Annotated in this window: 33 protein-coding genes and 1 pseudogene; 4 read left to right on the plus strand and 30 right to left on the minus strand. The window is 34.8% G+C overall.

Annotated features, from left to right (window positions below; genetic code table 11):
- Positions 1-83: 83 nt before the first annotated feature.
- The 24 genes and pseudogenes from RUW00_RS04725 to RUW00_RS04840 form a co-directional block, all read right to left on the minus strand.
- Positions 84-299: a hypothetical protein gene (locus tag RUW00_RS04725; RefSeq protein WP_280145208.1), complete on the minus strand. Its 216-nt coding sequence runs from the start codon at positions 297-299 to the stop codon at positions 84-86.
- Between the two features lie 53 nt (positions 300-352).
- Complete coding sequence (locus tag RUW00_RS04730) at positions 353-1831, minus strand: nicotinate phosphoribosyltransferase (RefSeq protein ID WP_315956512.1); 1479 nt, start codon at positions 1829-1831, stop codon at positions 353-355.
- Positions 1832-1877: 46 nt separating this feature from the next.
- Positions 1878-2717 (minus strand): annotated as a pseudogene (locus tag RUW00_RS04735) (ribose-phosphate pyrophosphokinase); the annotation flags it as partial.
- A gap of 38 nt (positions 2718-2755) precedes the next feature.
- The gene (locus RUW00_RS04740; RefSeq protein ID WP_110124783.1) at positions 2756-3253 is read right to left on the minus strand and encodes an ATP-binding protein; all 498 of its coding nucleotides are present in this window, start codon (positions 3251-3253) and stop codon (positions 2756-2758) included.
- The gene (locus tag RUW00_RS04745; RefSeq protein WP_094032728.1) at positions 3250-3408 is read right to left on the minus strand and encodes a hypothetical protein; all 159 of its coding nucleotides are present in this window, start codon (positions 3406-3408) and stop codon (positions 3250-3252) included. Before RUW00_RS04745 ends, RUW00_RS04740 begins: the two co-directional genes overlap by 4 nt.
- A 4-nt stretch (positions 3409-3412) precedes the next feature.
- Positions 3413-3616, minus strand: coding sequence for a YorP family protein (locus RUW00_RS04750; RefSeq protein ID WP_014417936.1), 204 nt, complete (start codon positions 3614-3616; stop codon positions 3413-3415).
- 11 nt (positions 3617-3627) lie between these two features.
- On the minus strand, positions 3628-4347 hold the full coding sequence (locus RUW00_RS04755) for a 3D domain-containing protein (RefSeq protein WP_280145211.1): 720 nt from the start codon (positions 4345-4347) through the stop codon (positions 3628-3630).
- Entirely contained in the window at positions 4344-6068 is a 1725-nt protein-coding gene (locus tag RUW00_RS04760; protein WP_208557756.1) for a DNA polymerase domain-containing protein, read from the minus strand. Before RUW00_RS04760 ends, RUW00_RS04755 begins: the two co-directional genes overlap by 4 nt.
- 6 nt (positions 6069-6074) lie before the next feature.
- A complete protein-coding gene (locus RUW00_RS04765; protein WP_280145212.1) occupies positions 6075-7142 on the minus strand; it encodes a PD-(D/E)XK nuclease family protein in 1068 nt (355 codons plus the stop codon).
- 15 nt (positions 7143-7157) lie between these two features.
- Positions 7158-8174, minus strand: a complete 1017-nt coding sequence (locus RUW00_RS04770; RefSeq protein WP_029974386.1) for a hypothetical protein — start codon at positions 8172-8174, stop codon at positions 7158-7160.
- Positions 8175-8195: 21 nt separating this feature from the next.
- The gene (locus RUW00_RS04775) at positions 8196-9677 is read right to left on the minus strand and encodes a DnaB-like helicase C-terminal domain-containing protein (protein WP_029974388.1); all 1482 of its coding nucleotides are present in this window, start codon (positions 9675-9677) and stop codon (positions 8196-8198) included.
- Positions 9674-10225, minus strand: a complete 552-nt coding sequence (locus RUW00_RS04780; protein ID WP_079005103.1) for a hypothetical protein — start codon at positions 10223-10225, stop codon at positions 9674-9676. Before RUW00_RS04780 ends, RUW00_RS04775 begins: the two co-directional genes overlap by 4 nt.
- Before the next feature lie 47 nt (positions 10226-10272).
- Positions 10273-11388: an AAA family ATPase gene (locus RUW00_RS04785; RefSeq protein WP_053574344.1), complete on the minus strand. Its 1116-nt coding sequence runs from the start codon at positions 11386-11388 to the stop codon at positions 10273-10275.
- A gap of 55 nt (positions 11389-11443) precedes the next feature.
- Positions 11444-12685 carry a hypothetical protein gene (locus tag RUW00_RS04790; protein WP_280145213.1) on the minus strand — a complete coding sequence of 414 codons (1242 nt, stop codon included), beginning with the start codon at positions 12683-12685 and terminating at the stop codon, positions 11444-11446.
- Between the two features lie 19 nt (positions 12686-12704).
- Positions 12705-13079 (minus strand): hypothetical protein, encoded by a 375-nt coding sequence (locus tag RUW00_RS04795; protein WP_280145214.1) that lies wholly within the window; start codon positions 13077-13079, stop codon positions 12705-12707.
- Positions 13080-13335: 256 nt separating this feature from the next.
- On the minus strand, positions 13336-13503 hold the full coding sequence (locus RUW00_RS04800; RefSeq protein ID WP_173363126.1) for a hypothetical protein: 168 nt from the start codon (positions 13501-13503) through the stop codon (positions 13336-13338).
- Between the two features lie 105 nt (positions 13504-13608).
- Positions 13609-13986: a hypothetical protein gene (locus RUW00_RS04805; RefSeq protein WP_266055123.1), complete on the minus strand. Its 378-nt coding sequence runs from the start codon at positions 13984-13986 to the stop codon at positions 13609-13611.
- Between the two features lie 22 nt (positions 13987-14008).
- On the minus strand, positions 14009-14725 hold the full coding sequence (locus RUW00_RS04810; protein ID WP_280145215.1) for a metallophosphoesterase family protein: 717 nt from the start codon (positions 14723-14725) through the stop codon (positions 14009-14011).
- Between the two features lie 38 nt (positions 14726-14763).
- Positions 14764-16506 (minus strand): right-handed parallel beta-helix repeat-containing protein, encoded by a 1743-nt coding sequence (locus RUW00_RS04815; protein ID WP_280145216.1) that lies wholly within the window; start codon positions 16504-16506, stop codon positions 14764-14766.
- Positions 16503-17324 (minus strand): poly-gamma-glutamate hydrolase family protein, encoded by an 822-nt coding sequence (locus RUW00_RS04820; RefSeq protein ID WP_280145217.1) that lies wholly within the window; start codon positions 17322-17324, stop codon positions 16503-16505. The genes RUW00_RS04815 and RUW00_RS04820 overlap by 4 nt, the downstream gene beginning before the upstream one ends.
- Before the next feature lie 110 nt (positions 17325-17434).
- The gene (locus RUW00_RS04825; protein ID WP_280145218.1) at positions 17435-17653 is read right to left on the minus strand and encodes a hypothetical protein; all 219 of its coding nucleotides are present in this window, start codon (positions 17651-17653) and stop codon (positions 17435-17437) included.
- A 74-nt stretch (positions 17654-17727) separates the two neighbouring features.
- Positions 17728-18000, minus strand: a complete 273-nt coding sequence (locus RUW00_RS04830; RefSeq protein ID WP_069322676.1) for a hypothetical protein — start codon at positions 17998-18000, stop codon at positions 17728-17730.
- Entirely contained in the window at positions 17990-18877 is an 888-nt protein-coding gene (locus RUW00_RS04835; protein WP_280145219.1) for a hypothetical protein, read from the minus strand. Before RUW00_RS04835 ends, RUW00_RS04830 begins: the two co-directional genes overlap by 11 nt.
- 358 nt (positions 18878-19235) lie before the next feature.
- Complete coding sequence (locus RUW00_RS04840) at positions 19236-19454, minus strand: hypothetical protein (protein ID WP_215601691.1); 219 nt, start codon at positions 19452-19454, stop codon at positions 19236-19238.
- A gap of 70 nt (positions 19455-19524) precedes the next feature.
- On the opposite strand from RUW00_RS04840, the gene RUW00_RS04845 reads away from it, so the two are divergent.
- Both RUW00_RS04845 and RUW00_RS04850 read left to right on the plus strand, forming a co-directional pair.
- Positions 19525-20199: an SOS response-associated peptidase gene (locus RUW00_RS04845; protein ID WP_280145220.1), complete on the plus strand. Its 675-nt coding sequence runs from the start codon at positions 19525-19527 to the stop codon at positions 20197-20199.
- 69 nt (positions 20200-20268) lie between these two features.
- On the plus strand, positions 20269-21081 hold the full coding sequence (locus RUW00_RS04850) for an ATP-dependent DNA ligase (RefSeq protein ID WP_259429511.1): 813 nt from the start codon (positions 20269-20271) through the stop codon (positions 21079-21081).
- Between the two features lie 73 nt (positions 21082-21154).
- On the opposite strand, the gene RUW00_RS04855 is transcribed toward RUW00_RS04850, so the two are convergent.
- Entirely contained in the window at positions 21155-21562 is a 408-nt protein-coding gene (locus RUW00_RS04855) for a hypothetical protein (RefSeq protein WP_259429512.1), read from the minus strand.
- 669 nt (positions 21563-22231) lie between these two features.
- On the opposite strand from RUW00_RS04855, the gene RUW00_RS04860 reads away from it, so the two are divergent.
- Entirely contained in the window at positions 22232-22384 is a 153-nt protein-coding gene (locus RUW00_RS04860) for a hypothetical protein (RefSeq protein WP_173391191.1), read from the plus strand.
- An 87-nt stretch (positions 22385-22471) separates the two neighbouring features.
- On the opposite strand, the gene RUW00_RS04865 is transcribed toward RUW00_RS04860, so the two are convergent.
- The 4 genes from RUW00_RS04865 to RUW00_RS04880 all read right to left on the minus strand — a co-directional run bounded on the left by RUW00_RS04865 (position 22472) and on the right by RUW00_RS04880 (position 24070).
- Positions 22472-22882, minus strand: a complete 411-nt coding sequence (locus tag RUW00_RS04865) for a hypothetical protein (RefSeq protein ID WP_280145221.1) — start codon at positions 22880-22882, stop codon at positions 22472-22474.
- 41 nt (positions 22883-22923) lie between these two features.
- On the minus strand, positions 22924-23145 hold the full coding sequence (locus RUW00_RS04870; protein ID WP_315956513.1) for a hypothetical protein: 222 nt from the start codon (positions 23143-23145) through the stop codon (positions 22924-22926).
- A gap of 226 nt (positions 23146-23371) precedes the next feature.
- Entirely contained in the window at positions 23372-23563 is a 192-nt protein-coding gene (locus tag RUW00_RS04875; RefSeq protein WP_029974423.1) for a hypothetical protein, read from the minus strand.
- A gap of 342 nt (positions 23564-23905) precedes the next feature.
- Positions 23906-24070 carry a hypothetical protein gene (locus RUW00_RS04880; RefSeq protein WP_165882051.1) on the minus strand — a complete coding sequence of 55 codons (165 nt, stop codon included), beginning with the start codon at positions 24068-24070 and terminating at the stop codon, positions 23906-23908.
- Positions 24071-24184: 114 nt separating this feature from the next.
- Here RUW00_RS04880 and RUW00_RS04885 point away from each other — a divergent pair, with 114 nt between their 5' ends.
- Complete coding sequence (locus RUW00_RS04885) at positions 24185-24559, plus strand: YoqO family protein (protein WP_029974427.1); 375 nt, start codon at positions 24185-24187, stop codon at positions 24557-24559.
- A 13-nt stretch (positions 24560-24572) separates the two neighbouring features.
- On the opposite strand, the gene RUW00_RS04890 is transcribed toward RUW00_RS04885, so the two are convergent.
- Positions 24573-24788, minus strand: a complete 216-nt coding sequence (locus RUW00_RS04890; RefSeq protein WP_029974429.1) for a hypothetical protein — start codon at positions 24786-24788, stop codon at positions 24573-24575.
- Positions 24789-24869 lie beyond the last annotated feature (81 nt).

Consider the following 24869-nt stretch of genomic DNA (forward strand, 5'->3'; position numbering starts at 1 on the left):
TATTTTCGTCCTTGTGATCTTTACATCTAACATAGTACCTTTTCAATAAACATCCCTTTATCCTTTCTTTTAATCCTGTTGTATTAATCCTCTTTTAGATAATGCTTGAAAAACTCATCTAGGTTTGCAGCAATCGCACCAGCAACTTCTGCATAATATGTATGGCTCTTCTCTTCGGATCTTAAAAGCTCAACTGCAGCCTTAGCAATGGCTTTTATTTTCCCCTCGTCTAATTTGCCGCTTCTTACTTCATCTTTAATTTTTTCTGCCTTCTCTTTTAAGCTTTCTGGATAGTTCATCGCAGCGTTCACCTCTTATATTTTATTTTTACTCTTTAAAAGACAAATTTTAATTAGTCATTGATTCTTTTTCTAATATCTTGAAGAGATTGGTCTCTCACTAGCTTACCGTCGATAAATACGTCCTCCATTTGATCTTGATTTTTAAATTCAGAGTTATAAGCTTGGATAGTTAACCCGTCAATGAGAGTAAGTTCATCGTTTTCATTGATAACAGCAACTCGACCCCGCTGACTTCGTTTTGTCCCGTCATCAGTCTTTGGATTCTTAAATAACATTCTTTCTTCCCCGTCAACAATGGCATGAGTAGCCTTTACGGCAAAACCAAATGTATCTCTAGTGTTGTATTGGTATGTATAGCTGCCAATTCCAAACACAACATTTACACTTGCAAAGCCCTTGGCTTCCAACCCCTCCACAATTCGCTCACAACGATCTAACGTAATTGAGTCTCCGTATATTGCTCCTATGTGCGAATCTAAGAGTTTGTAACCCTTCCTGGTCATAGTCCCTCCAAATATATCCCATAGACATTCGATTAATCCCTTACGTTCAAGTTCTGTTTCTCCATTAGGATCACCAATCAAAATTAAAACTGGGTCTCCACTATCAGGGCGAATTACAACTTTCCCCTCTCGATTCATTACCTCTTTTTTTAGTTTAGGGAGATATTCTCCAATTACTTTCCAAAAATCCCAGGTGTCAGATACCACACTAAAGAATCCGCTTGGATATACACTGGTCATAAGATGTTTGAATAAATCAAACTCATTTTCATCTCCATAGGAGCACATGACTGAATGCTCAGTTGCACTTATTGACGAGCCCACTAGCTCTTTCTCTACATCTGCATCATAATATTCTTCTAAATATGTAATGGCAGGAATAGTGTCTGTGCCATTAAAGCTTAGTAAATGACCTGCTCCACTTGTTTGGGCGGATTCTAAAGACGACATTCCGCGCATTGAAAAATCATGTCCCTGAAATCCTACAGCTTCCGTATCTCCCACTGTTTTCAACGCATACTTGTCTAATATTTTTTTATACTGATATGCAATAGTTGCAGAAGTCATAGGCTGCCAAGTCTCTGTGGAGAGGATTGTCTCCAAATAATTTGTTAGCCAAAAGAACCTTTTATCTGTGTTTTCAATTGTTAAAACTGGAACTCTCATGGGTACACGAGAACCTTCTTTAAGTGCTCTAATTTTAATTGGCAAGTAACCTAAATCATGTAGTTCTTCAATATGATTTGTATCAGGATTTTCTTTCCCAAGTGCATTTTTAACAATTCTCATATACTCATTTACAATTTCCTGTTTAGGCCTTCTGAAGAAATGGTTATTAAAGTACTCAATCAGATATTTTTTCACAAACCCCTGAACACCAAAAACAATAATTTTATCAGCTCTCGGAAAAAATATATTACTACGTGGAGTTAGAGTTGAATACACACTTTCTGTTTTCTCAGGGTATTGTTCACGATGGCTCAATTTATAAAAGTCAGCTAATAATGTTGCAGGTGTTTTTTTCATCGAATCGATCCTCTCTATCGTGTTATTAGGTTTGGTTTTTATTTGTTCAAATATTGTATACTTTTAGCTTTGACTCATATTTTTTATTTTCCCAATTGTTTTGTTCGGTTAAAATGCTATCTGTAGTGAAGACAGAGTCAATGTGATTAAATAGTTCACCTTTGAAGATTGTGTTCTCTGCATGAGCTACTAATAAGAACACATTAGAAAAACCATGTTCACGTAATTTCTTTGAGCTATGGACAAACGTACCGCCTCTGGATGAAAGGTCATCTACAATTATTACTTGGCGTCCATTCGCTCCACTAATGTCTCCAACAAGCTCTAGCCCTTTTATTTCACCTGTTTCAAAATCTCTATGCTTGTGTCCTACAAGGACATTTTTAGCTTTCATCCTACTGTATCTTTTACTTGCACCTGCATCTGGAAACATCAAATAATCTTTGTTCTCATCAAACCTCACAATTCTTTTAACTAAATTAATCAAATTAAAATTAATGAAATTTGGTTGCACTCTGTTTAAAAGTGCAGTCGTTACATCAGAATGTGGTTCGTATACTTCGATCTCTGAAAATCCTAATTCATTAATAAACTGGGCAACGTATTTCAAAGTAAATGGTGAACCGTTCTCACTCCTATCCATTCTGCTGTACGGCATATATGAAATACTCAACCTGGTAGTTTTAATTTTTAGTTGGTCTAAGTATCTTTTAACAAACATCAGTTTTATCAAGTCAGTATTATTTTCAAATTTAAAACCTACATTAGTAGCTGAATCCGAATTCGCCAGTACATCAATGCTTTTGTGATTTAAGTTTAATTCTCCATTTGGGAACTCTGTAAATTCAACTTTCTTGCCATTCACTGTAATCATCTTCATTAATCCCCTTTCTAAAGCATTGTTTTATAGCCATTTGTCTTGAGTTATCCAATCAAATGAATAATGCCTTCAGCAATCTCATCACTGTTCCACTGTCCTGTATCCCACGAATATGTATGTAACCCTACATCGCTCATCACTTCTCTATATAACTCTAATACCGGCTCAATATCACGATCATTTATGTATTCATCTCCACGTTCAAGTAAGCGCTGCTTAATAACTTTTGGATCAGCGTGTAAGTAGATCACTTTTGCTTTATCTCTAATCTTTTCCTCGATTGTTCTTTGCTGCTCTTCCGTTAAGATTGAGTAATCCTTGAACTTCTTCGCATAAACCAGATTTGAATATATGTATCGATCAATAATTACATTGTCCTCATCGGCTAGCTTATTAAAGTGTTCAAACAGCTTCTCATTACCGCTCTTAGCTAATTCAAAGCTGGATCCTTTTATTACAGGATATCCGAGTTCTTTGCTTAGCTTATCTGCTACTGTTGATTTGTAGCAGCAGTCAGTGCCTTCTAAAATAATCATCGTCATTTATCTTCCACCCTTCTTACATTGCTGAAGCCAATCACTCTATATGAGCCGTCTGGATACTCAACTTCTAATTGCTCATGTCCTTTATCCACTTGTGCAACAACACCAATCTCTCCTGTGAAACCAGCAATCACCTTCTCTCCCTTTTTAAACATACAATTAACCTCCTTTAGCTGGATTTAATTCATGCTCCTTGAAGAATGTAATATCACCTGTTTCATCACTGACTGCGTAATCATATGTGGCAGAGTGTAGTAGCTCAATAATTTTCCCTTCCCGTCCAACATGATGAGGACAAGCGTTCTTTGCATTCTCATTTATGATGACTTTTAACCCTTCTGGATAAGACCAAAACTTCGGCAATTAACCGCCTCCTAACTAATAATCGAGATTGTCCCATTTTGCTTGCCAAAATTAATTGCGTCACGCTCGGTTGCTACGAGCAAGTCCACTTTATTTCCAACTATTGCGCCTCCAGTATCAATTGCAATTGCTTTGAACGTTTTCCTGCCAATGCTTACTTCAACTATTGAATTCAAGGGAATAACACTTGGATCGGTTGCAATGACACGATACCCTTTGTAATAGATTGATTGAGTGACATCAACACCTGTTCTAGTTGTTCCTGTGCATCCTTCTTGGCAGTGGGCAATATAAGCACTCAGCTTAACCTGGATGGTTTTCTTTGCGGCCGGTGGCTTGTTTTCTTTAATACTAATTTTATTTTTACTCTTAAAAAGTTTATACTTTACCGTCTCACCTCCCTTCCTGTGCCTTTTCTTACTTTGCTTAGGTTTAATGAGTTTTGCTGAGATAATCTTCTCTGTATGCCTTTTTAATTGTTGTTCTTTGTTCGTTTGAGCTTTTTTAAATAGCCGTAAGACAATATTCTCACTTGATGGGATCCTAATCTGTCTAGGCTTCTTATAAAATGATTCTTTTATTGAGTCTTCATTTCCCTCTGTTTTATGTATATGCTGCTCATAACTTATGTAAGAAAAAGTGGCTAAGGGAATTAAAATCATCATACCATAAACGGACTTGAAAATGTGTGTTTTGATTTTATTTTTACTCTTAATTGCGATGCATATCACTTCTCCTTCTTTGTTTTCTTTCTATTCGATATTCCTAAATAATCATTTATTCGTTTTTTGGCTATCTCTATGTAATATTCCTTATCAAGATAATCAGGAACTTTTAAATCAATAACGTTATCATTATTTATAAAGCAGCGCGGTGGAGTATTTCCGATTTTTTCAATTCGTTCTTCTGTTTTAACCTTGAAAACACCTTTAGCATCTTCATCATTAGAAGCAAAAACTCTTAAAACTTTTTCAGGTAGCCTCTCTTCTCCATAGAGAGCGTACATATATTTGTTTGAAACCTTTGATATCTTTTGAAACTCTCTTAACTGATCACATTCATTGATGGTTTTTTCAACTGGAATGTCTTTTGTAAAATACTCAATCATGGCTTTATTTACAATTGGTAAGTCATAATCCAGGTTGTTTAGTTTTTTAACATAAGCACCTTTAGATTTATACTTCTGGTCTTTATCAATGATTATATAGTTGTTTACATCCTTCTGATAAATCTTCTCATAAACATCCCACTCTAAATCTAATCGTGTTCTGGTTTCCCACTCCTTTGCCACTTCCTTAATTAAATCAATATCAGATTCCTTTTCAACTTTCATAAACAACCCATCAGTATTTGACTGAATCAGTTTACAATACGGTTCAATTTTCTCGATTAAATCTAATAACAACAGCTGCCCGGCTAAACATACGTTATTGGCCATTAACGGGTCATAAAGTGGATTATACTGATCTTTCATTGCTCCATACGTTGAGTTTAGGACGATCTTGTAGGGAGCCTGCTTAGGATCTTTTTTGCGTTTTAATTCTAACCGTGTATCTCTGATTTCAGTATATTTCAAAGGGTTTTTCACGTTACGACTGATGTAATCATATTCAATCATGATTGAAGGATATAGAGATGCAACATCACAACATAAAATTATCCCTTCATCTTTATACTTTGGTAATGCCCCATGTAAACCTCCCCAGGCAAAAATATGAGGTACACCTGCAACATCAACCTTTAAGTTTTTTTTATAATCTAAATTTTCAGGATTTCTATACCAATCAACAATGTGTTTGTATTTTTCAATTTTTAATGTATTAGGAAATCTAAGTTCAAACTCATCTCCCCTGTTTCCTTGCTTTTCAGCCCCCAAGATAAATGCAGATAATTGGGCTTTTGTCTTTGTAAACATAGACATTTCTAAATCAAAGGCTTCAATTAAAGCCAATTGACTTTCGAATTCCTCTTTTTTATTATCAAACACTTCAATTGTTTGTTTCACATCGTGAATACAATAATCAACAACTTCCTTAATTTCTTTTTCTGTTAATGCTCTTGAGATATCAAATGGTACTGATGACTCCTTAATCCTTGAACCCATAAAGCCCTCTAGCTGCTTTAAGCTGTGGAAACCGGTTGTTATGTCAAAGTTATTCAGTGGGATTTTATAACCTTCTCTAACAACATTAAATCCCTTTACATTATCATTAATAATTCTTGAACTAATATAATAAGGATTCATTCCTAACAGGATTCCCTTTAAAATGTATTGGTCGTACATTCTAGAGTTGTAACCAATCCAAATATCATCTTTAAACATCTTATAGAATCGTTTCAGTTCATCAACATCATCTACAATAACCTTACCCTTTTTAGTATCATAATCGATCAGCACAACCATCCAGTTATGTTTAAAAACTTCAAAGTCATAGAATATCTTCCTCATCATTACCCCCTAAGAAAATAGGTTATCAAACAAATCGGTCTTATCCTTTTTCTTAAATTTATTTGATGATTTATTTAAAAAATCTTTATAAAACTTGCATGTTTTTCGGTGACCACATAAGACACTGCAATAAAAGGAATTGTATTTATCTATTTTCACTGGTTCCCATTGGGTTTCATCTTCACGGTCTTTATTTTCAATCTTTTTAACAGTACCAGTAATATAATCTTTCAGTTCATTAATTTTCTCTTCAGTAACTTCGTATTCAACTAAACAATCTTCAAGCCAATACTTATTTTTAATCTCGGCAGGTAAGCAGTCAATGCTATTTTCTTTTACTGCGTTATCTAACAATAGTTCAATTTCGAAATCATCATACTCCAAAGTGCGCATCTCTTTTTCTAGTTGCATTCGTATTTCCTTTACCCACTTTCCTCTGTTACACATTTTCTTTTTCACTTTGGTTTTTCCTTGGGTACATACATAAACGTATTTCACCATGAACCATAGTATTTTATCTACTTTTAAGTCAGTTGTTTGCTCCAATGCAAGCTTGTACATCAATAGCTGTCTTCCTGCTTCATTTAATTTCTTGCCGGCAAACTTACTTGATGTCTTCCAGTCATAAATACTAACGTATGGTTTTCCTTTTTCACTGGGAAGGATTGCATCTACATATCCTTGAAGATAAATCCCATCTGATATTTCAAATACAAGCAGCTTCTCTAAAACCATTTTGCTGTCAATTTTATTAAAATTGTTTAGGAAATGACCAATGTCTGCTTTCCAGCTTTCTCCGATTGAGTCACTCGGAAAGTTGACTCCATTCAGCTCTAATTCAATTAATCTATTTTCAAATCCCTTTTTAAATTCTCCAATGTCTAATTCATTTTTATAAATCAGTTCAATTCCGTTATGTAATTCAGAACCCATAAGGGTGTAAATATTATCTATGCCTTTCTTTTTCAAAACGTATGTATTGTAGTATTCATACTCACAGTTATTAAAGGTTCCGAGCTTTGAAAAGGAATAAATGTTTTTCCCTTGTTGTCTCAATTCATTTAATTTTTCTTTCAATCAATCATCTCCTTTTCATATCCAAACTGTACAGTCTCTAATTAGACGGTGTAGAGTGCTTTTATCAAGGTCTGATGGTGCCATTTTTGATCCCTTAGGTAGATACTTGTTTTCACGATCAAATATGTACCCAACTTCATTTTCAAAGAAATTTTCAAACTTAAGGCTGTTGGCAATTTCTACGCTATGTTCTTCACCTAATCCTTCATCCATCATGACTAATGACTTTTTCGGAAACATTGATTTTATGTGATTTGCTTGAATTTCACTTAAAAAGCTGCCTCCTAAAGAAACTCCAACATTCAATCCCTTACTTGCTAAGGCCATTGAATGTTTTTCGGATTCCCCGATCATAACAATGCTCTTTTCTCTAATTGAACTGTAATTTTCAACAAACCCGTATAGCGTTTTGGACTTGGGAAATGAAATAATAGGCAGCCATTTTGTTTCCTCATCATTAACTTCCTTCTTATTAAGACGCCCCATTACACCACACAATTCACCACTAAGAGATTTCCATGGCACCGTTATTCTTCCGGAAACACTATCGTAACCAACCTGGAACAAAGATTGAGTTAAAGGTAATATTCCATCCTCATAAAACAACTTATTTGGAACAGATACAAATTGATCTAAAATGTCATCGGAATACGTTTCTAGATCCAAATCCATTGGATTACTTAGTCTTCTTATATTCTTATAAAAACCTCCGAATGGTAACTCAGGTGGTTTATATTCTTCTTCACTTTTATAATCAACTATTTCAGATATCCTTTTGATTGTTTTGGGAAAAGATAAACCCAATTTATTTTGAACAAGTGTTATCAAGTCACCTTTTAAGTTGGTTGAAAAACAGGTTGCACCTAAAGTGGTTTTATTTACTTTTACTGAAGTCGGATTTCTTCCTTTTTTTCTCGCACATCTGTACTCATTCCCGCGTTCATCAACATTGTAAAACCCCGTCTGTTCTAAAATAAGTACTATGTACTCTGGCTTTTCAATAATGTGATTCTTAAGATCATATACGTCCATGATTTCACCGTCCCTTGGTAATCATGTCCGCTCTGTAGTTCTCTGATGTTTAGGAGTACAATAACCGAGCTCATTCCATTTATTCCATGCACCGTCAAATTGGTATAACAACACTGTATCGCCTTCGTCATTCCGTGTCTTATTCAAAAAGAATAATCTATACTTCTTATTTGGGTCTAACTGAATTTCTTCTTTAATGTTTGTAAATTTTCCCGACGAGTCTTTTTTGAATCTATAGGGTTTAACATCGAATTTTCCTCCTGGGAATTCATCCTCCCATAAAGGTCTTGTTAGAACTAACTCTGAAACAATCTCCTTAACTGCTTTGGCATTTGATAAACAAGACGCTGTTAGATATCTCGTATTCTCCATATAAATGGCCAACTGCATTGTAATGATGATGCAAATATCCTCTTTTTCCGCAACTTGCAATAACTGTTTTGAGGCTTCAATTAGCTCACCTGTTACATTGGTTGAAGCCGCATCTTCAGCTTTAAATGTATCGTAAAGCATATAACCGAAGCCTTGTTTTGCCATTCTTCTCATTATTCTCTTTACATCATTAATGCTGTAATCATATATCTTGGCAAATTTGATACGCCCCTTGTAATGCTTCTCATAATATTCAATTGCCTTTTGTAACATTTCCTTTTGCTCATGCTTTAGGTTGCCCATTTTTTGTTTCTTTCTTGGCAAACCATAATAACCAAGTTTATGACTTAAAATTGTTGCCATAAAAATATGTTGCCAAGCCCTTTTATTCATTTCATTGGCGATAATTGTTACCTTTTCACCCTGATCTAAAATTGACATGATATAAGAAGAAACACAAAAACTTGTTTTCCCTGTCCCACTAAATCCAGCAAAAATTTGAACATTAGATTTATGAAGTCCAAGCGTGTGATAATTCAATAATGGACATGCAGCTGAATAGCTTAATCCCATTTCTTCCCCGTTTTCAATTGATTCGACAAACTCTTCATTCAAATCAAGATCCTCAATTTTTACTCCTGAACCGCGACCTAGAAAAACATTATCTAATTGAAATTCAAAGTAACTGTACAATTGTTGACTCGTCATCTTCTTGAATTTATCAAGCTCGTTCGAAACATTGAATCCCTTATCATGAAGCTTTAGTATCATGTTAAATTTAATTAGTTCATCATAGTATGTCTCAACATTTTCATCGTTTAGTACGTGCTTGAGTTCATCAATGGTTTTCATTCCACCTCGCCGAATAAAACCATTTTTTAATGTTTCTTTACCTTCTATGTAGCTGAAAACACTCGCATCATCAAAGCTCTTATAATTCATGTTGCTCAGTTCTAAACCTAGAGAGTAATAAAATTTCCCGTCTTCTGTTAGAAAATCTCTATCCGCCCTCACGTGGTCTTTATAATCCTCATACAAATCAGGGTTTTTCCATAAACAAAATATAAAGCTTCCTTCAATTTGTCCCCTGTTTTCAACTAATTCCTTTGGATAAGAATCTAAGTTGTTCAATACTCGTCCTCCCCATCCAGAAACTCTGTTATATTTTTTGGTGAATTGTTTTGTTTTAAAGATGTGGAATCAACGATATTAGTTTGATTTACAATTGCAATATCAAGATTATGATTTTTTTCAATCATTCTCTGATTTTGTTCATGCAGCCATTCCTTATAAACATCATTGATGTTACTTTCAACAATCTTAAAAATATAGCTAATCATCCCATACTCGTTGTAAAACTCTTTATTAGTTAACCAATATTGAATTGTTTGTTGGTTCTTCTCAAAGCAAATTTGTATCACTTCATAATCATAAAATCTTTTTAGTTCAGCTATCTTTTTTAGAAAAATTGGAGGAATGACTTGACCCTCTCTATAATTCAAGACATCTTTCGCTATGTAGTTTAAGAGGTTTTTTCGTTTCACCTTATCATTGATATAGGTTTCATATTCATCCTTAGTACAGTAGTATTTATTTTTCCCCTTATCATCAGAAACCCTGAAAAAAGTATCAACAGTTCCATTAGCTTTACATATTTGACATACACATCTTCTGGCCAAGAATACCCTCTCCTATTGATAAGGGGGAGACTCTCCCCCTCTTTTCCTTAGTTAGATAATGCTTCGACTATCTTTTCGAATGCTGTAGTTGGTACAATGTCTACTCCTTTAAAATCTTTCATATTAAATTGATCCATAATTTTCTTCATTTCACCCTTAGCTTCGTCAGTTGCATTAGGGAATAGTGTCTTAATCTCTTCTGCCAACCTCTCATTCTCTTCTTTATCAATAAAAGATGAGTTGTTAACTTCGTTGTGAATTTGAATTTCTTTAATTTGCTCTTGTTCTTTTCTTTCTTCTTCAATGTTATTTGTGTTATTTTTTTGTTTATCAAAAGCCACATGGATAGCTTGTTCAATTGCTTTAATAAATTCATTCGGATCTAAAGGAATTGATGGTGTGATATCTGAGAATCTTGACTTTGAATCAATATTAAAGTTGTCATCTCTAAAAGTGATGATTCTTGATTCATCAACAACTGTTCCCACTGTTTTGTCAGGCCCAATTTTTTGTTTTACTGTTTTCTTTTCAATCGACCGATTAATAGATGCTACTCCTAAAACATGCAGCTTGGTTTTAATCGCATTGAAGTATTTATGTGTCATATTGGTTGTCAGCATGTCGTATTCCAAACCCGTAACTACGTCTGTCATTGTTCTTTTCTTCGTATGACCTAAAATAAACATGCTAATACCGACCTTTTTAAGTTTCCACATCTTTTCAAGAATTAACTCAATTACCTTGTCCTCTCCTGCCTGGAAACCACCGAATGCTGCTTTAATGGTATTCACTCTTTTTTCAGGATTTGCTTTATTGTGTAGTCTAATAACTTCTGGTTCTGTAATTTTAATCAGCTCATCAAATGTGTCATATACTAAAACCTTTAAATCAGCATAATCTGTTGTTCTGTTTTTAATAATATCTTTAGTAATTTCATCAAAGGTTGTCCAATCAGGAACATCTTCATAAGAGGCATTGGGGATGGCATCAATACCATCCTCTTTGCCAATATTCAAGATTATATACCCGTCTTCTCCGACTAATTTTTCGCAAACTTCTTTAGCTAGAGTTGTTTTACCGATTCCCGATTCACCAATAATTCCAGTGTTATAATCGAGAGGATTAACTTTAATTTTATTCTTTTTACCGAATTTTCTTGCCATATGGATAAACATCTCCTTATTGTTTTTGAATAAATGTTAGTTAGGTCATTTCAAATCAAGCAAATAGCTCATCAAATGCATTATCTTTTTCTTCTTCAGTCACTTTAGGTTCTTCTTTTTCTACGGGTGGTTTAGAATTTTGAATCTGTTGTTGAATATATGTAAGATCTTCAATTTCATATGTAGATGTTGTAGCACCTTCTGTAAAATCATTAGAATCATTAATCTTTTTTAAAATGGGTTTTAAAAGTCTATTTTCTTCACGATTTTCGCCCAATAGCCCTCCTTTAGGTTTAAAGTCATCCAGTGTGTTTAAACCTAAAGCAATCATTTCCTTTTGACTTTCCGTGAGTTCCTCTTCGGTAAACTCAATCTCATCAGCACCCCTGAAAATATTCACAACCCATTGAAGGTGATATACTTCATCATTTTCAACTTTAAAGAAGTTTTTCAAGAGATTTAATCGTTTCATATGTAATTCATTTTCAAAGTCCAATTTTTGTGCATTAATGACTAATTGCTGAGGGAAAAATCGATCTTTTTTTGCCTGATTATCATAGCTAAGCACATATGCATCAACAAAGTACCTTTTTTCTTCTTCAAATGACGATTCATCTAAAGATTCACTTGTGAAAAATACATCCATTGTGGCTCTTAGTTGAGATGGTGTATCACTACTTACAATTTCAATGGTTTTGATTTTGAACTTTCTAAAATTCCGTCCATTCCATGAATTGTATTCAATATTACCTGTAATTTTAAATTTATTGTCTTTATGCTTTTCGAGGTTTTGGGACAAGTACTGAATAGCATCGTATTCGTGAATGAATTCTGCACCGTTTATGTTTAATTCATTATATTCTCCCTTGAGAGTAGATAAAGTTTTATTTTCTTCTTCAGTAAGAGATCCTTTCATTTCCAACCCTCTAATTTTAAATTTCAATTCATTTAATTTGGCTTTTGTTGACTCATCGTTTAAGTTAATTAGGATCTTAGAAAAATCAGCAACCATGTTTACTGTTTCTTCTTTCAACCGATCTTCCCATGGAATTTCGAGTCTTGATCCTTTTTCATTTTCTGTACCCTTGCTGAATGAAAACACTTTATTTTGTTTACTTTTTGAGTAACCACCTTCAATCTCAACAAAAACACTGTTTGTTTTTGACTCTTGAACTGCGAAGCTTAATCTTTCCTTAACCCATCCGCTGTCATATTCCTTAATTTCATGGAATTTCTCTTTATTGTTTGAAATAAATAGGTTACCGATAAATTCAAATGTATTATAAAGTTTGCTCAATATAACGCCTCCGTTAATATTATATTTTATTTTTACTCTTAAAATGCCTATAATGAGGCTTGCTACTAAACTTACAATCCTTGATACCAAGTAGCTTGTTTAATTCTATGTATCTCTTTTTTGGAAAGTCCCAAGGTTCAGGATCACCTTTTACATTTTCAATCCTTATTACTGTTCCATGCCGGATTGTGATCTTTAAGTTTCCATATGAATATGTTTTAGAAAAAAGACCTCTTTTGATTCCTCTTGGTTTAAATTCCTTTACCAACATCACATTCCTGGTTAATTTTCTTCTTGCTTGGTCTTCGTCAATGTCGTAATTCCTTTTGACATCATTTTTGTAGGTATGTAAGGCTTCGACAGATACTTTCAGTATCTTTAATTCCTTTTTCATCTCTTTCCTCCTTTCTCTCTTCGGGATAACTTAATCTTACATCACTAAAACGAAACAGTCAATAACTATTTTATTTTTATTCTAATAAATAATAAACAGTTCTCTCTTGTAAGAGTGTCTTTATCAATTGCGGTACAGGCTGCCTCTGAATATTGATCTTCTTATTTTCCGCCCCCAATAACGCGTGTAATTTTATAAAATGATATTGAGAGTTAAGAAGCACCTTTGCTTAGGCGCTTCTGTATAACAAACTATCCTATACCCGAAATTCAGCTACGTACCTCTTATCTGATCCTTCATTACCGTAATCAGAAACTTTTGCAAAGTCCGTTGTAAAAATTTCATCTGGGTACTCACGGATCATTTTTCTACACAGGTTAGACAGAGCTTCTTGCTTCGTTCTGCCATATTCATACACCAACACATTAAACACCTCCTTAACATTATTATGAGATATCCTTTGACTGCTAATCCTTAATTGTACCCACTTTACGACATAACAAATCAAAACAAGTGAAAATTCATAAAATTAAACAACTTCACTCCATGACCACATGTTCATTGTTTGTAGCGTAAAACCGTCAGGAAGCTTTTTCATTTTTATATTCACATTATATCTCTTCCCAGTGGTCTTATGAATTACAGCAAGTTCTTCACCATCATAGAACCGCACAATTGCTTCATTAAATTCAATTGGCTGATCAACCACGTAACCTTCTTTGAGCGCTTTGATATACAGATAGGGATCAACCTTATAAAGCTCATATAGTCTATTACAAAAGTCTTCGTGTTTATCTCTAAGCAGGTTAAAATTAATCAGGGATATGTACAGTTTTTCAGATAAGCTCAGTTTGTTCTTGAAATACCGGATTGCTTCATCTTGTTCTTTACTTAAAATATTGGCCATATATTCATCTCCATCATTCAGACTATACGCTAATTGTGTTTAGAATTTTTCCGTTTTTATCTATGACAAGACCATTTAATTGACCGCCAAAAACAGCTCCACCATCAATTGCTATGTTCGTTCCACAATTACTGATCCAAACATTATTATTTGTTTGACTGTTATGCATAAGTTGAGTGGGAGTATGTCCAAACACAATGTGTTTATTTGTTTCATTTTTGTGATTCCAATGACCTCTTGTCCAAAGAAAATCTTTTACACCTCCTTGTTTCCAATCGGACATGAAAGGATTGATACCAGCATGAACAAAAAGGACATTCCCGAATTCTTGAAACAAGGGTAAGTCTTTAATAAATTCAATCTCATTTGTTTTAAGAGACATTTTATGTGCTTTAACTTCATAACTGTGAAAATACGTGTCAGCTTCTTCAATAAAGCTTTCGTATGTTTTATTACCACCATTGTTGAAGTACCAGGAGCCTATCTCATAATCACGTTCTTTTAAAAACATCATTAACATATCTTCATGGTTGCCTTTTAAAACAACTACTTGCTCACCATAATCCTGTCTAAGCTGCATAGCTTTCTGAACAACCTTGAGGGAATCGTTGCCTCTATCAATTAAATCGCCCATAATAATTAGATTCATTGAATCAGGATCCCAATGTCCCAGTAGCTCAATAAACTTTTCATATTCGCCATGAATATCGCTTACAGCAAATGTTCTTTCATACTTCAATAAACCATCTCCCAATCTTGTTAAAACTACAATTTTATTTAGACTACAATATCTCCTTCTGCAGTCTTCAGCGTTCCGCTATCATATGTGTTATGAATTAAGGTTGTATTCTTTGCTTTATCTGTGCAATACGGGTGAGATAATAACTTACCTCCAATTCCACGCGCATCGTTTCTGACGAGACGTACCTTATTTGTATTCTCTAAATAAACACCATATCCTTGGTCTGTTGAGCGATTAAACATGATCTCATTATCCTTTAATATATGTTCTGAACCGCCAGTCAGTTGGATGGCTATTAATGATTTACAGAAATAAATCTGATTCTTGCTGATCTGACAGCTGTATTTCTCGGATGTACCTTTGATTGCAACATTTCTTGGATTATGAATTTCATTTCCGTTGAAGTACACTTCAGAATCCTTATCCCAAAAGATGCCGTATCCACTTCCGCTTAAGAATAAGTCATTCAACTTTAAACGAACTGATTGAGACCTCTCACAGTAAACTCCCCCGTGCACATTTGCAAATTCATTAATGGCAAAACTTACACGGTTAGAATCCATGATTTTAATGGCATAAGCAGATGTTGTATTTCCCCCTTTATTATTTGTAACTCTCACATCTTTTGAGTTTCGCACTTGAACTTGTATACAATCGCTGTTTTCAATATGATTATTCGAAATAAAAACATCTTCTGCTTCATGTGTTGCAATCGGACAAGCCGTTATGTTTTCAAGTATATTGTCCATTACATCAATCCCTTTACCTCTTACACAAATGCCTATTTCAAACCCTCTTACAGTGTTACCACTTATTTGTACTCTATTTCCTGACTCTGTGCTTGAAACACCCACCGAGTCAATTCCATATTTCTTGGATTTTCCCTTATTAATAATCTTGTTGTCCTTAACACTGACATCCGTGCTATATCCATAGGAAATAACATGGTCACTGTAGTTTCCTTCAATAATTACCTTGCCGCTTGTGTGCGCTGTAACGGATCCACGTCCATTGTTTTTAAACCTGCAGTTTCGCACAGTTAATTTATACGGGTGATCGTATTTAATTCCGTTTTCTCCAAAACCCTCTAAATCAATTCCTAATTGTGGCCCAATTGTATCTCCCCCAGCTTCTTCTATATCACAGTCATCGACAAGAAGACCTTCACAACCATTGGTAGCCAGATTATTTCTTCTTCCTCTTAAAAGCGTACACTTTCGAACGGTTACATTCTTTGAGGGCGTATATGTTCCTGAAGTGTTCATCATTCCATTAGCCGCTATCCAAATGTTGTCTCCAATACAGTCAGAAACTTGTACATTTTCAATTAGCACATTGCTACTTCCATTAACATGGATACCAAAGCCCCATTCATGCGTCTTCTTAATAGAGGTAATTTTCGAATAATCATGCTCATGCCGATCCCCAATAATTTGACCTCCACGAATCGTAACATTGCCCACTTGGCCAATATAAAAACAGGAGTAGCCTTGTGAATCATTAGGTAACACTTTAAAAATTGCCTCTGGATGAAGTATTAACTCAATATTTGATGGTACATTAATACCTCCACCAAATTCAGGTAACCGCTTTGTTGTATTCACAGCATCGATCAAATAGGTACCTTTTGGAATATGTACTTTATAAAATGATTTAGAGCTTGCATACTCTAAAGCTCGGTTTAATCCTTCTGTTGTATCAATTGCATTTGACCCTTTATCATCAATTCCCCAATCCTGAGCATCAACAAAATAGTATAAGGGCTGCTGCATGTTCATGTTGTCAAACCCTTCCCTTCTACATTTTCATTGAGAAACCCTGATAGAGTGTGAATGAAGTTATAAAAGGTCTCATTTCTTGTACCAGAGCGTCCTTTCAGAGAAAAGGTGTTAAACATTGATTTGCGCAGTCCAGTGCTCAATTCCAGTTGAATGCTCTTTCCTGTTTTATTTTTATTGGCAACATTATTTGGACTGCTACCGGATAGCCTCGTACCCTCATCAAGAAGCTCTGCAGAGTAGCCGGCATTATTTAATGTACTTGTTATCGCTTCAGCTTTATCCCGATCTGTGCCACCAACTAAAACATGTTGGTCATTACTTGTATAACCGTGAAGCGACAGTGTGAACTCATGTTCCTTCAACATTTCAAGTGCTTGTGGTTCATCAAAATTCGTACTGGTTAAATGTAAATCAAATGCTCCTGGTGTCTTTAAAGCTTCAAAAAGATATGTAGAGTATGTTTCGCTTAATTCCTTTGCAAGCTCGCTTGTTCCCCCTTCTATGCCACCTCCATGGGGAGCAAGAATTAATACATCAGTGTCTTGCTCTTTTGAGAACACGCTAAAATTGAACGGTGATTCATTCACTTTAAGCTCTTCAAAGTTCCGATACTTGTCCGCAGCTAAAATACTCACTGGATTCAGGAATGAAACCAGAGCAGTCACCAAGACTGGAAAAGTCTTCTTACCTGTGATATACTTTAATAGCTTCGTAGTGATACGACGCATGCAGAGTTGGGGACGCCGCCCAAAGCTGACCCTCTCTGTCTCTTCAATCTTTTTTAACAAATCCTCTATTCTGTTTTTAATCTTCAATTAAATAAACACTCCTTTTATTTTTATTCTTATAAACTTCAGATAACTGAAATAAATTACATTTCAATCACCTCCTTTTAAGTTAAAAATCACTTTTGACGAACACAATCTCAAAATTTTGTTTTGAATTTATCGCATACTACATCATAATATTTAAAATATTGCTGACGATTAGCTTTTTCCAATAAAGTTATAAACTCATCTCCATGTTGTTTTCTCGCTGAGGAATGTCTTAGGTCGGCAATGTTTATTTCTTGTGTTTTCACACTATGAATAAACTGTTTTACTTGATTAATCAATCTTTTGGGAACTGTTCCGTCCTCAATCATTAATTCAAGCTCTATCAAAGTACGATTTGTTCTATCTATATTGCTTCACTCCATTCCTCTATAAAATATCGTTTTTATTGAGATTCTTTTCTTATCCATTTTCTAACCTTCACTTCTTTTAACTCCACTTCATAACAATCCACTTGATCTTCAAATTCCCAAGGGCTTTCATACTGGTTTTCAGTTGCGCCTTTGCTATAGAAAGTTTCAAAAAAGCGACCCTGATATGAGAACACAATTCTATAGTGAATGCTCCACCTAGACGTGTCAGTGATTTCTTCTAAAATTGAGGATTCCGGCAGTCCCAATTCATTTACCATGTAATCTTTGTCTAATTTAATTTTCATTTAAAATAACCCCTCTTCCTTTGCAACATTTACATTCGACTAAAGGCTCGTTGATTTTAGCCATCAGATCATCTAAAAATTTCTTAATATTACTCTTCAAATCTTCAACATCTTTGCCACTAAACGGTTCTACAATTGAGTAGCTCTGATAGGCTTTCGGTGCAACATTGTAAATTTCAACTTCCCGTTTTGTCTGAAATCTTTTCTCAAGTTTAGGTTTTCTCCGTTTGTGCATTAAATTAATATCAACTACATACTCGTGAGGTTTGTAAAGCTCCAGAACCTTGACCACAGTTAAACAGAAATCATAATCACTCGTGATTCTTGCAAATTTAGGGTTTATATTGGCTTTTATATGGCTTCTGATAATCTTATAGCTTTCTTCTCGGGACAAGTAACACGGCTTTGTTTCAAGAAGCATTGGATGAGTTTGAATTCTATCCAGTAAGTTATAATTCAAGTTAAAATTATGACTTTTCAGCTTAAGTTCTCCGTCAATCTCTTCAATTACGTTCATTTCAAACTCGATTTTTTCATTTTGTTGTGGGACTTCTTCAAATTTCAATTCATATAGACCTTTTACTTCGTAGTATTCACTTTCTTCATCTATGTATGAAACTTTAATTACTTGTGGTGTCAGATCAGTTTCCTGGAATCCCTCTTTTAATTCATACCTATGATTGATTTTTTTAGCTGGCATTTGCTTTTCAATAACACTCGGTTCCTTATCCAGCTTAAACCAGTCTGACTTATACGTTTCAGTTGCTCGTTTTCCATCGAAAAGTAATTCATCTAATTGACTATTAAAATATCTCTTACTCTCAATATTGTCAGACACCAAAAAACAGTTATTTGTTTTAATACCAATTAGCTTCATAGAAATTCCCCTTTTTAATTTTATTTTTATCTTTTTAAAATCTCTGTTTTATCAAATTTCTTTCTTAGAAATTCATATTTCTTGAGCGTACGTTCATTCTGATCTTCTTCCTTTAACTTTTCCATTGCCTTACGGATTAAAGGTCTCCAAATGATCAAGTACTTTAGAATAAAAGAACATGGTATTCCAATACTTACAACAAACATTCCAATTCTTCGTGTTATCATCCTCTGATTGTCTATGGCTGTTAAACCACCGAATAGAAAATATACAAACAAGTTCATACCTACTAACGCTAAAGCTCCAAGAAGAAGTTCTCTTCTTAATATCCGCGCATCTCTCAATAAATTCAGAAATATCACCCTAAACTAATTTTATTTTTATCTAATAAATCAATTATATAAGTCTCATACATGTCATCCCAATAAGGGTCTGTTCTTGCTATGTATTTCTTTGCTCTTCCATTCTCTTCAATTTTAAAGGTTTGCCCCTTTTGGATATCCGTGAACTTCTTCTTTGTCCATATACCTCTGATCAACACTTCAACTTCTTTAACCTCAACTGTTTGCTGCTGCATCACATTCCTCCTTTTTGATTTTCGTGTATCAAGCCTGTACAATATTCAAAAACCCTAAAGGATGATGAACATGTGTGGCAGGTTCACTTTATTCTCTGAGTTTGATGACATCATCGAACAGTTCAATATAGATCAATTTTTGTCTAAAGAAGAATACCATCCAAGCTATAACGTTGCTCCTTCACAAAACATCCTGACAATCATTAATGACGGATCGAACAACCGGCTGGGCAAACTTAGATGGGGTCTTATCCCGCCCTGGGCTAAAGATGAAAAGATCGGCTATAAAATGATTAATGCTCGTGCTGAAACATTGGCCGAGAAAGCAAGCTTCAGAAAGCCGCTTGTAAGCAAACGCTGCATTATCCCTGCAGACAGTTTTTATGAATGGAAACGTCTCGATCCGAAGACTAAGATTCCTATGCGGATTAAGCTTAAATCATCCAATCTCTTTGCATTTGCCGGCTTATATGAAAAGTGGAATACGCCAGAAGGCAATCCGTTATACACCTGTACAATCATCACGACAAAGCCCAATGAGCTTATGGAAAACATACATGATCGTATGCCTGTTATTCTTACTGATGAGAATGAAAAGGAATGGCTAAATCCCAAAAACACCGATCCGGATTATCTTCAAAGTCTTCTGCTGCCGTATGACTCTGATGACATGGAAGCTTATCAAGTTTCATCCTTAGTTAACTCACCTAAAAACAACTCACCGGAACTGATTGAATCCCATTAAGTACCACAGTCATTTTGCTTTATATATCACCTTCGCTTAGCTATTATGTTCTAAGTAGGAGGTGATATTTTGTTTGTATCGCCAATGTTATTGCATTCAATCAAAGAACCATTTGATGACGATGGTTACATTACCGAGCTGAAGTTTGATGGAATTAGACTGATCCTCTCCAAGTTTAATGATCAGATAAAGCTTTACACTCGTCACAACAATGAGGTAACAAGCAAGTTCCCAGAACTGTTGGATCTCGATATTCCCAATGGAACTGTTTTAGATGGCGAAATCATTGTAGCTACCCCAGGCGGTGCCCCTGATTTTGAAGCTGTAATGGAACGCTTTATGTCTAAGAAATCAGCCCATAAGGTTGTTTACTGTGTCTTTGATGTAATTTATATTGATGGTCATTCAATCGCTACTAAGCCACTCACTGAACGTAAGAGTATGCTTTCAGACCTAAACCTTGACCATGATAATGTATTTGTTATTGAAGGCCTGCAAGGAAACGGATTAGCTTATTTTAATCTGGCCAAAGAAAAGCATCTTGAAGGTATCGTACTAAAGAAAGCTGACTCCCCTTATGAAATCAATAAACGTTCCCATAGCTGGCTGAAAGTGATTAACTATGATTACACAGATGTGCTTATCACCGGCTACACCAAAGAGGATATAAAATTTCTTCTGTCTTATCCTGATGGTACTGCAGCTGGATTTATGGAATTCATGCCGAATGCGGAACGAAGTAAGTTCCACTCTATGAAACAAGTAAAGTCTGAATCTGATGAATATGTATTTGTAGAACCGATCTTATGTAAAGTTAAGCACAGATTTAAGACTAAGCATGGTAAACTCCGCATACCTTCCTTTGAATCCTGGAGAGTCTAATCTCTCCGTTACATAATTCCTTAGCGCAAAGTTAATTAATCTTAATGAAAATTTAGCACAAGGATCAATTAGTTTAACTTGCCCATTCATCAAAACTGTAGGGGTAATCAACACTGTCAATGAAACCGATCTCCTTCGCCTTCTGACGGATTTTCATACATCCTTCATAGCTGTAAGCCCAAATTTCTTTATAATCCCGCAGCTCGCCGTATTTCCCTGTTATGATGAATTTTCTGAAGCTGTTGACTAGTTGCCACATGTTGCCCCCATGCGAAAATCCGTTTGCACGCCCATATCCCATTTCATACGGGTAAACATCACTCCCCGTGTAATCATCAACGAAGAACAGTTTTTTCTTAAACCTGAAATACGCTATCCGATTCTTTGACTTACAGTAGAAAGTACATCTATCAATACTTGCGATAAGCTTGATCAAATCGTTTATGTCGTTCATTCGTTTCAATTGCTCTGCTGATGCCATCGGCACTCTTCCCTTCTATAAAATAACTATTTTATTTTTATTCCTTAATAATCACCAAATATCATAGCCCACAAAATCATTTAGAATATTCGTCATTTATTCTCCTCCTCCATTTCCATATCCGCTATGGGAACTACTTCCGAATAACCCGAGGGAAACGACTAATGCTGTTATAAACGACGACAGTATAAGGGGAATCAAAAATACTGCCAAGCCGGTATAGTTACCCGACTCAAATGTAATAAGCTGTGTGATCGAATATGCGAAAAAGAAAACATATGCCCCGTACGTAATCCAAAACCGCAATTATTCACCCTCCAATCGTTTTAATGCTTCATTGTTTTCGTATATAGTTTCGTTAATCAATACTCTACGAGCTTCTCCTTCGTAGTTATCCGGAATGTACAGTCGTCTCTCCCATACATCTCGCAATAAACAACGTAATCGCGGAATAGGTCGTTCATATACTCGATGTCGCCGCATCCGTACAACTTACCGTTCAAAAAGCACGCATATATTTGCCCCATATGCTCCACCTCAATTTTCTTCATGTTTTTTTCAATTCTTTTTGATTTTCATATTACTTTTCACTCTTTTATTAATAGGAGCGTGTCATACACATGCCACCTAAAAGAGATAGGACATTTTTGTCTCGGGAGGTGAAAGGTAATGAAAATTCTTATGGATCTTTTCACAAATTGGACTTTTGATAAAGTCATGGATTACATGCTGGCTGCTGTAATTTGGTTTGTATTCAAGTCCAAGTCAAAGCAGAATGAGTATCCCGATGACTTGGAGGAAAGAAGGCGCTATAGAGATTAACATCCCCTCTGCGATCGTTATCAGATTTGCTCTTATAATTTCGATAACGATCCATCCTTATATGTTTAGTTGAAAACTATCTTTTATTTAAAATTCTTCTCTGTTTAATTCAAATCTAACACCTAAGAATTGGCACAGTTCTTTTTTGAAATTATTGTCCGACCAGTCATCTTCTCCAAATGTCCCATTTACAAGTCTGTTTTCCAATTCTGCCAATACTACAACTTCAGGCGAAAATTGACCTTCTAACCCATAACACGAACAATGACTCCCATTTACTTCGTATAGCTCTCCATCTTTTTCAAAAAGCACCCAAGCATCTCCACTATAATTTTCTTGCCCGTATGATGCGAAGAGAATATTTATATTTCTGTCAACTTTTTTGTCACTGTCATAATTCCACTGTTCACCATCAAAATCAGATAAAACTTCTTCTTTATTGCTCCAATCATTTAAAAATACTGGGTCTTGTGCAATAATTTCTTTAATTGATTTCATAATCTATTTTCCTCCCAATCTGTTTAAAATCACGATTTCATCTAAATTGTTAAGCTTACATCACTGTTATTATTAAGATAGTCATCTACCATTAGCGTTAAACCATTTACGAAATCTTCAATTTTATCTTCACATTCACAAAAGCTGTCCTCTAAAAACCACCCTCCTGTTTTGTGCATCACGGTATAATAGATGTTTTCCCACCCTCCAAATGACGCATTTCTTGTTGCAACTATCTCAAACCCTTTGTAAATTATCTTCATGCAGCTTTACCACCTCTAATATTTTTTTATTTAACCTGGACTAAGATTTCATTTAAAATCACAGCGAACCTCATTTATTATGATTTTAAACAATTTGTTAATTCTCATTTCTTCTTTTTCTTTCAAAATGTCCTCTTCATTACTGCCAGCTTCATTTTCAACTTAACGTTTTCTTTAATCAATTTCTTCACGTTGCTCATATGTATTATCTCCCTCAAGATATGTGTTATTTATAGTCAAACAATGTCCCTTCTTCTGTCTTTGGAACTTTAGTACATTCATTTGAATTTGGTTTATGTCCAACATAAATGTATTCCTTTTCTTCGTCTAGAATTTCGTATTCCTTGTCCTTTTTGAAAATTGGATTGTTAGGATCCTCCGCAAACGCAATATCCTCTTTAAAAATTAACTTGTCCATGTCTTTCACCATCCTTTTTAGATTGTTTGCAGGCTATATACGACTTCCATCCAGCTGCAGTTCTCAAAGAAATGATTTCATTCAGTCCCACTGCCTGATGATCTTAAATCCCTTCTCTATATATAAGCAGCGCTGTATTATGAGTTCGACCTGTATTTATTGAATTATATTTGATATCAATAACTTCAATCTTTTTTGACTCTGCTCTTATGAAACCGTTTATTAGCCTATCAATTTCAACCCATTCACCATTGCAATATTCATCTTGGAATAGCCTTGTTTTAATCATTGTTTAAACCCTTTCTTTAATGAACTTCTTTCGTTTAACTTTCGGAAGACATATTAATCTACTAACATTAATAACTCATCGACTTCATAATTATATTCACCGTATTCACCAGAGTCCCATTCAACACCTACAGAACCTTGATTTGTCGTCCACAATATAATTCCCATCTCCTCATCTTCATGCCACCTTACTCGCTTCCCTATCTGATAACCAAGCATGTTTCCACCCCTTTCTTGAGAAAGCATTTAATTTAACTTTAATGTGTATTGCCTTGAGAAAATCCCCTTTAATTGGTAAACTCATACCTAACTTACATACGAGTGGGTGATCCCTTGAATAAAACAATCGGTATTACTGGATTAATCATCAGCATTGTAGTGCAATCATTTTCAGCCGATGATTCGCTATCCAAAAAGATTGCTACTGGTTTGTTATTTTTATCAATAATGATTTATAATTTTGAACATGCTAAAGATTATTCTAAAAAGTCACTTGTAATTTTAGGAGTTTCCTTTATTGTTTTTATGCTAGGAATTTATAAACTTCTTTCATTTGTCAGCGATTACTTTGAAGAGCTTAATATGAATTTTGGATACATCCTCTTATTTGAAATAGCATTGATTATTGCATTAGTGTCGATTGCAGTAAACGTAATGAAGTATATTGCGAATCGGTTAAGGAAATCACCTAATGGTAAAGAGCTTTGACTCTTTGCCTTTTTTAAGCTAAATACTTCTTCTTATGTGGTCTTCTATGTACAAAATCAAATGCTATATCAACCTTTACCGGTTCCTTCTTCTCTGCTACTCGTTCCGTAACAACAATCAGTTGTCCATTTTCCTGGCGTTCAATGCTATGGACTGAATATCCTTTACCAGCGTAATATTCACTAATAATCTCATCAACGTGGTTACTAAGCAGATTCCTCTTTATCACTCGAATAACCTCAACTTATTTTATTTTTATTCTTTAAAAGTTTATATGTATTCCATCCGCAGCCATCAAATACGCTTATGT

This window comes from Bacillus sp. IS1 (assembly GCF_032461585.1).
GTDB classification, from domain to species: Bacteria; Bacillota; Bacilli; order Bacillales; family Bacillaceae; genus Bacillus; species Bacillus velezensis.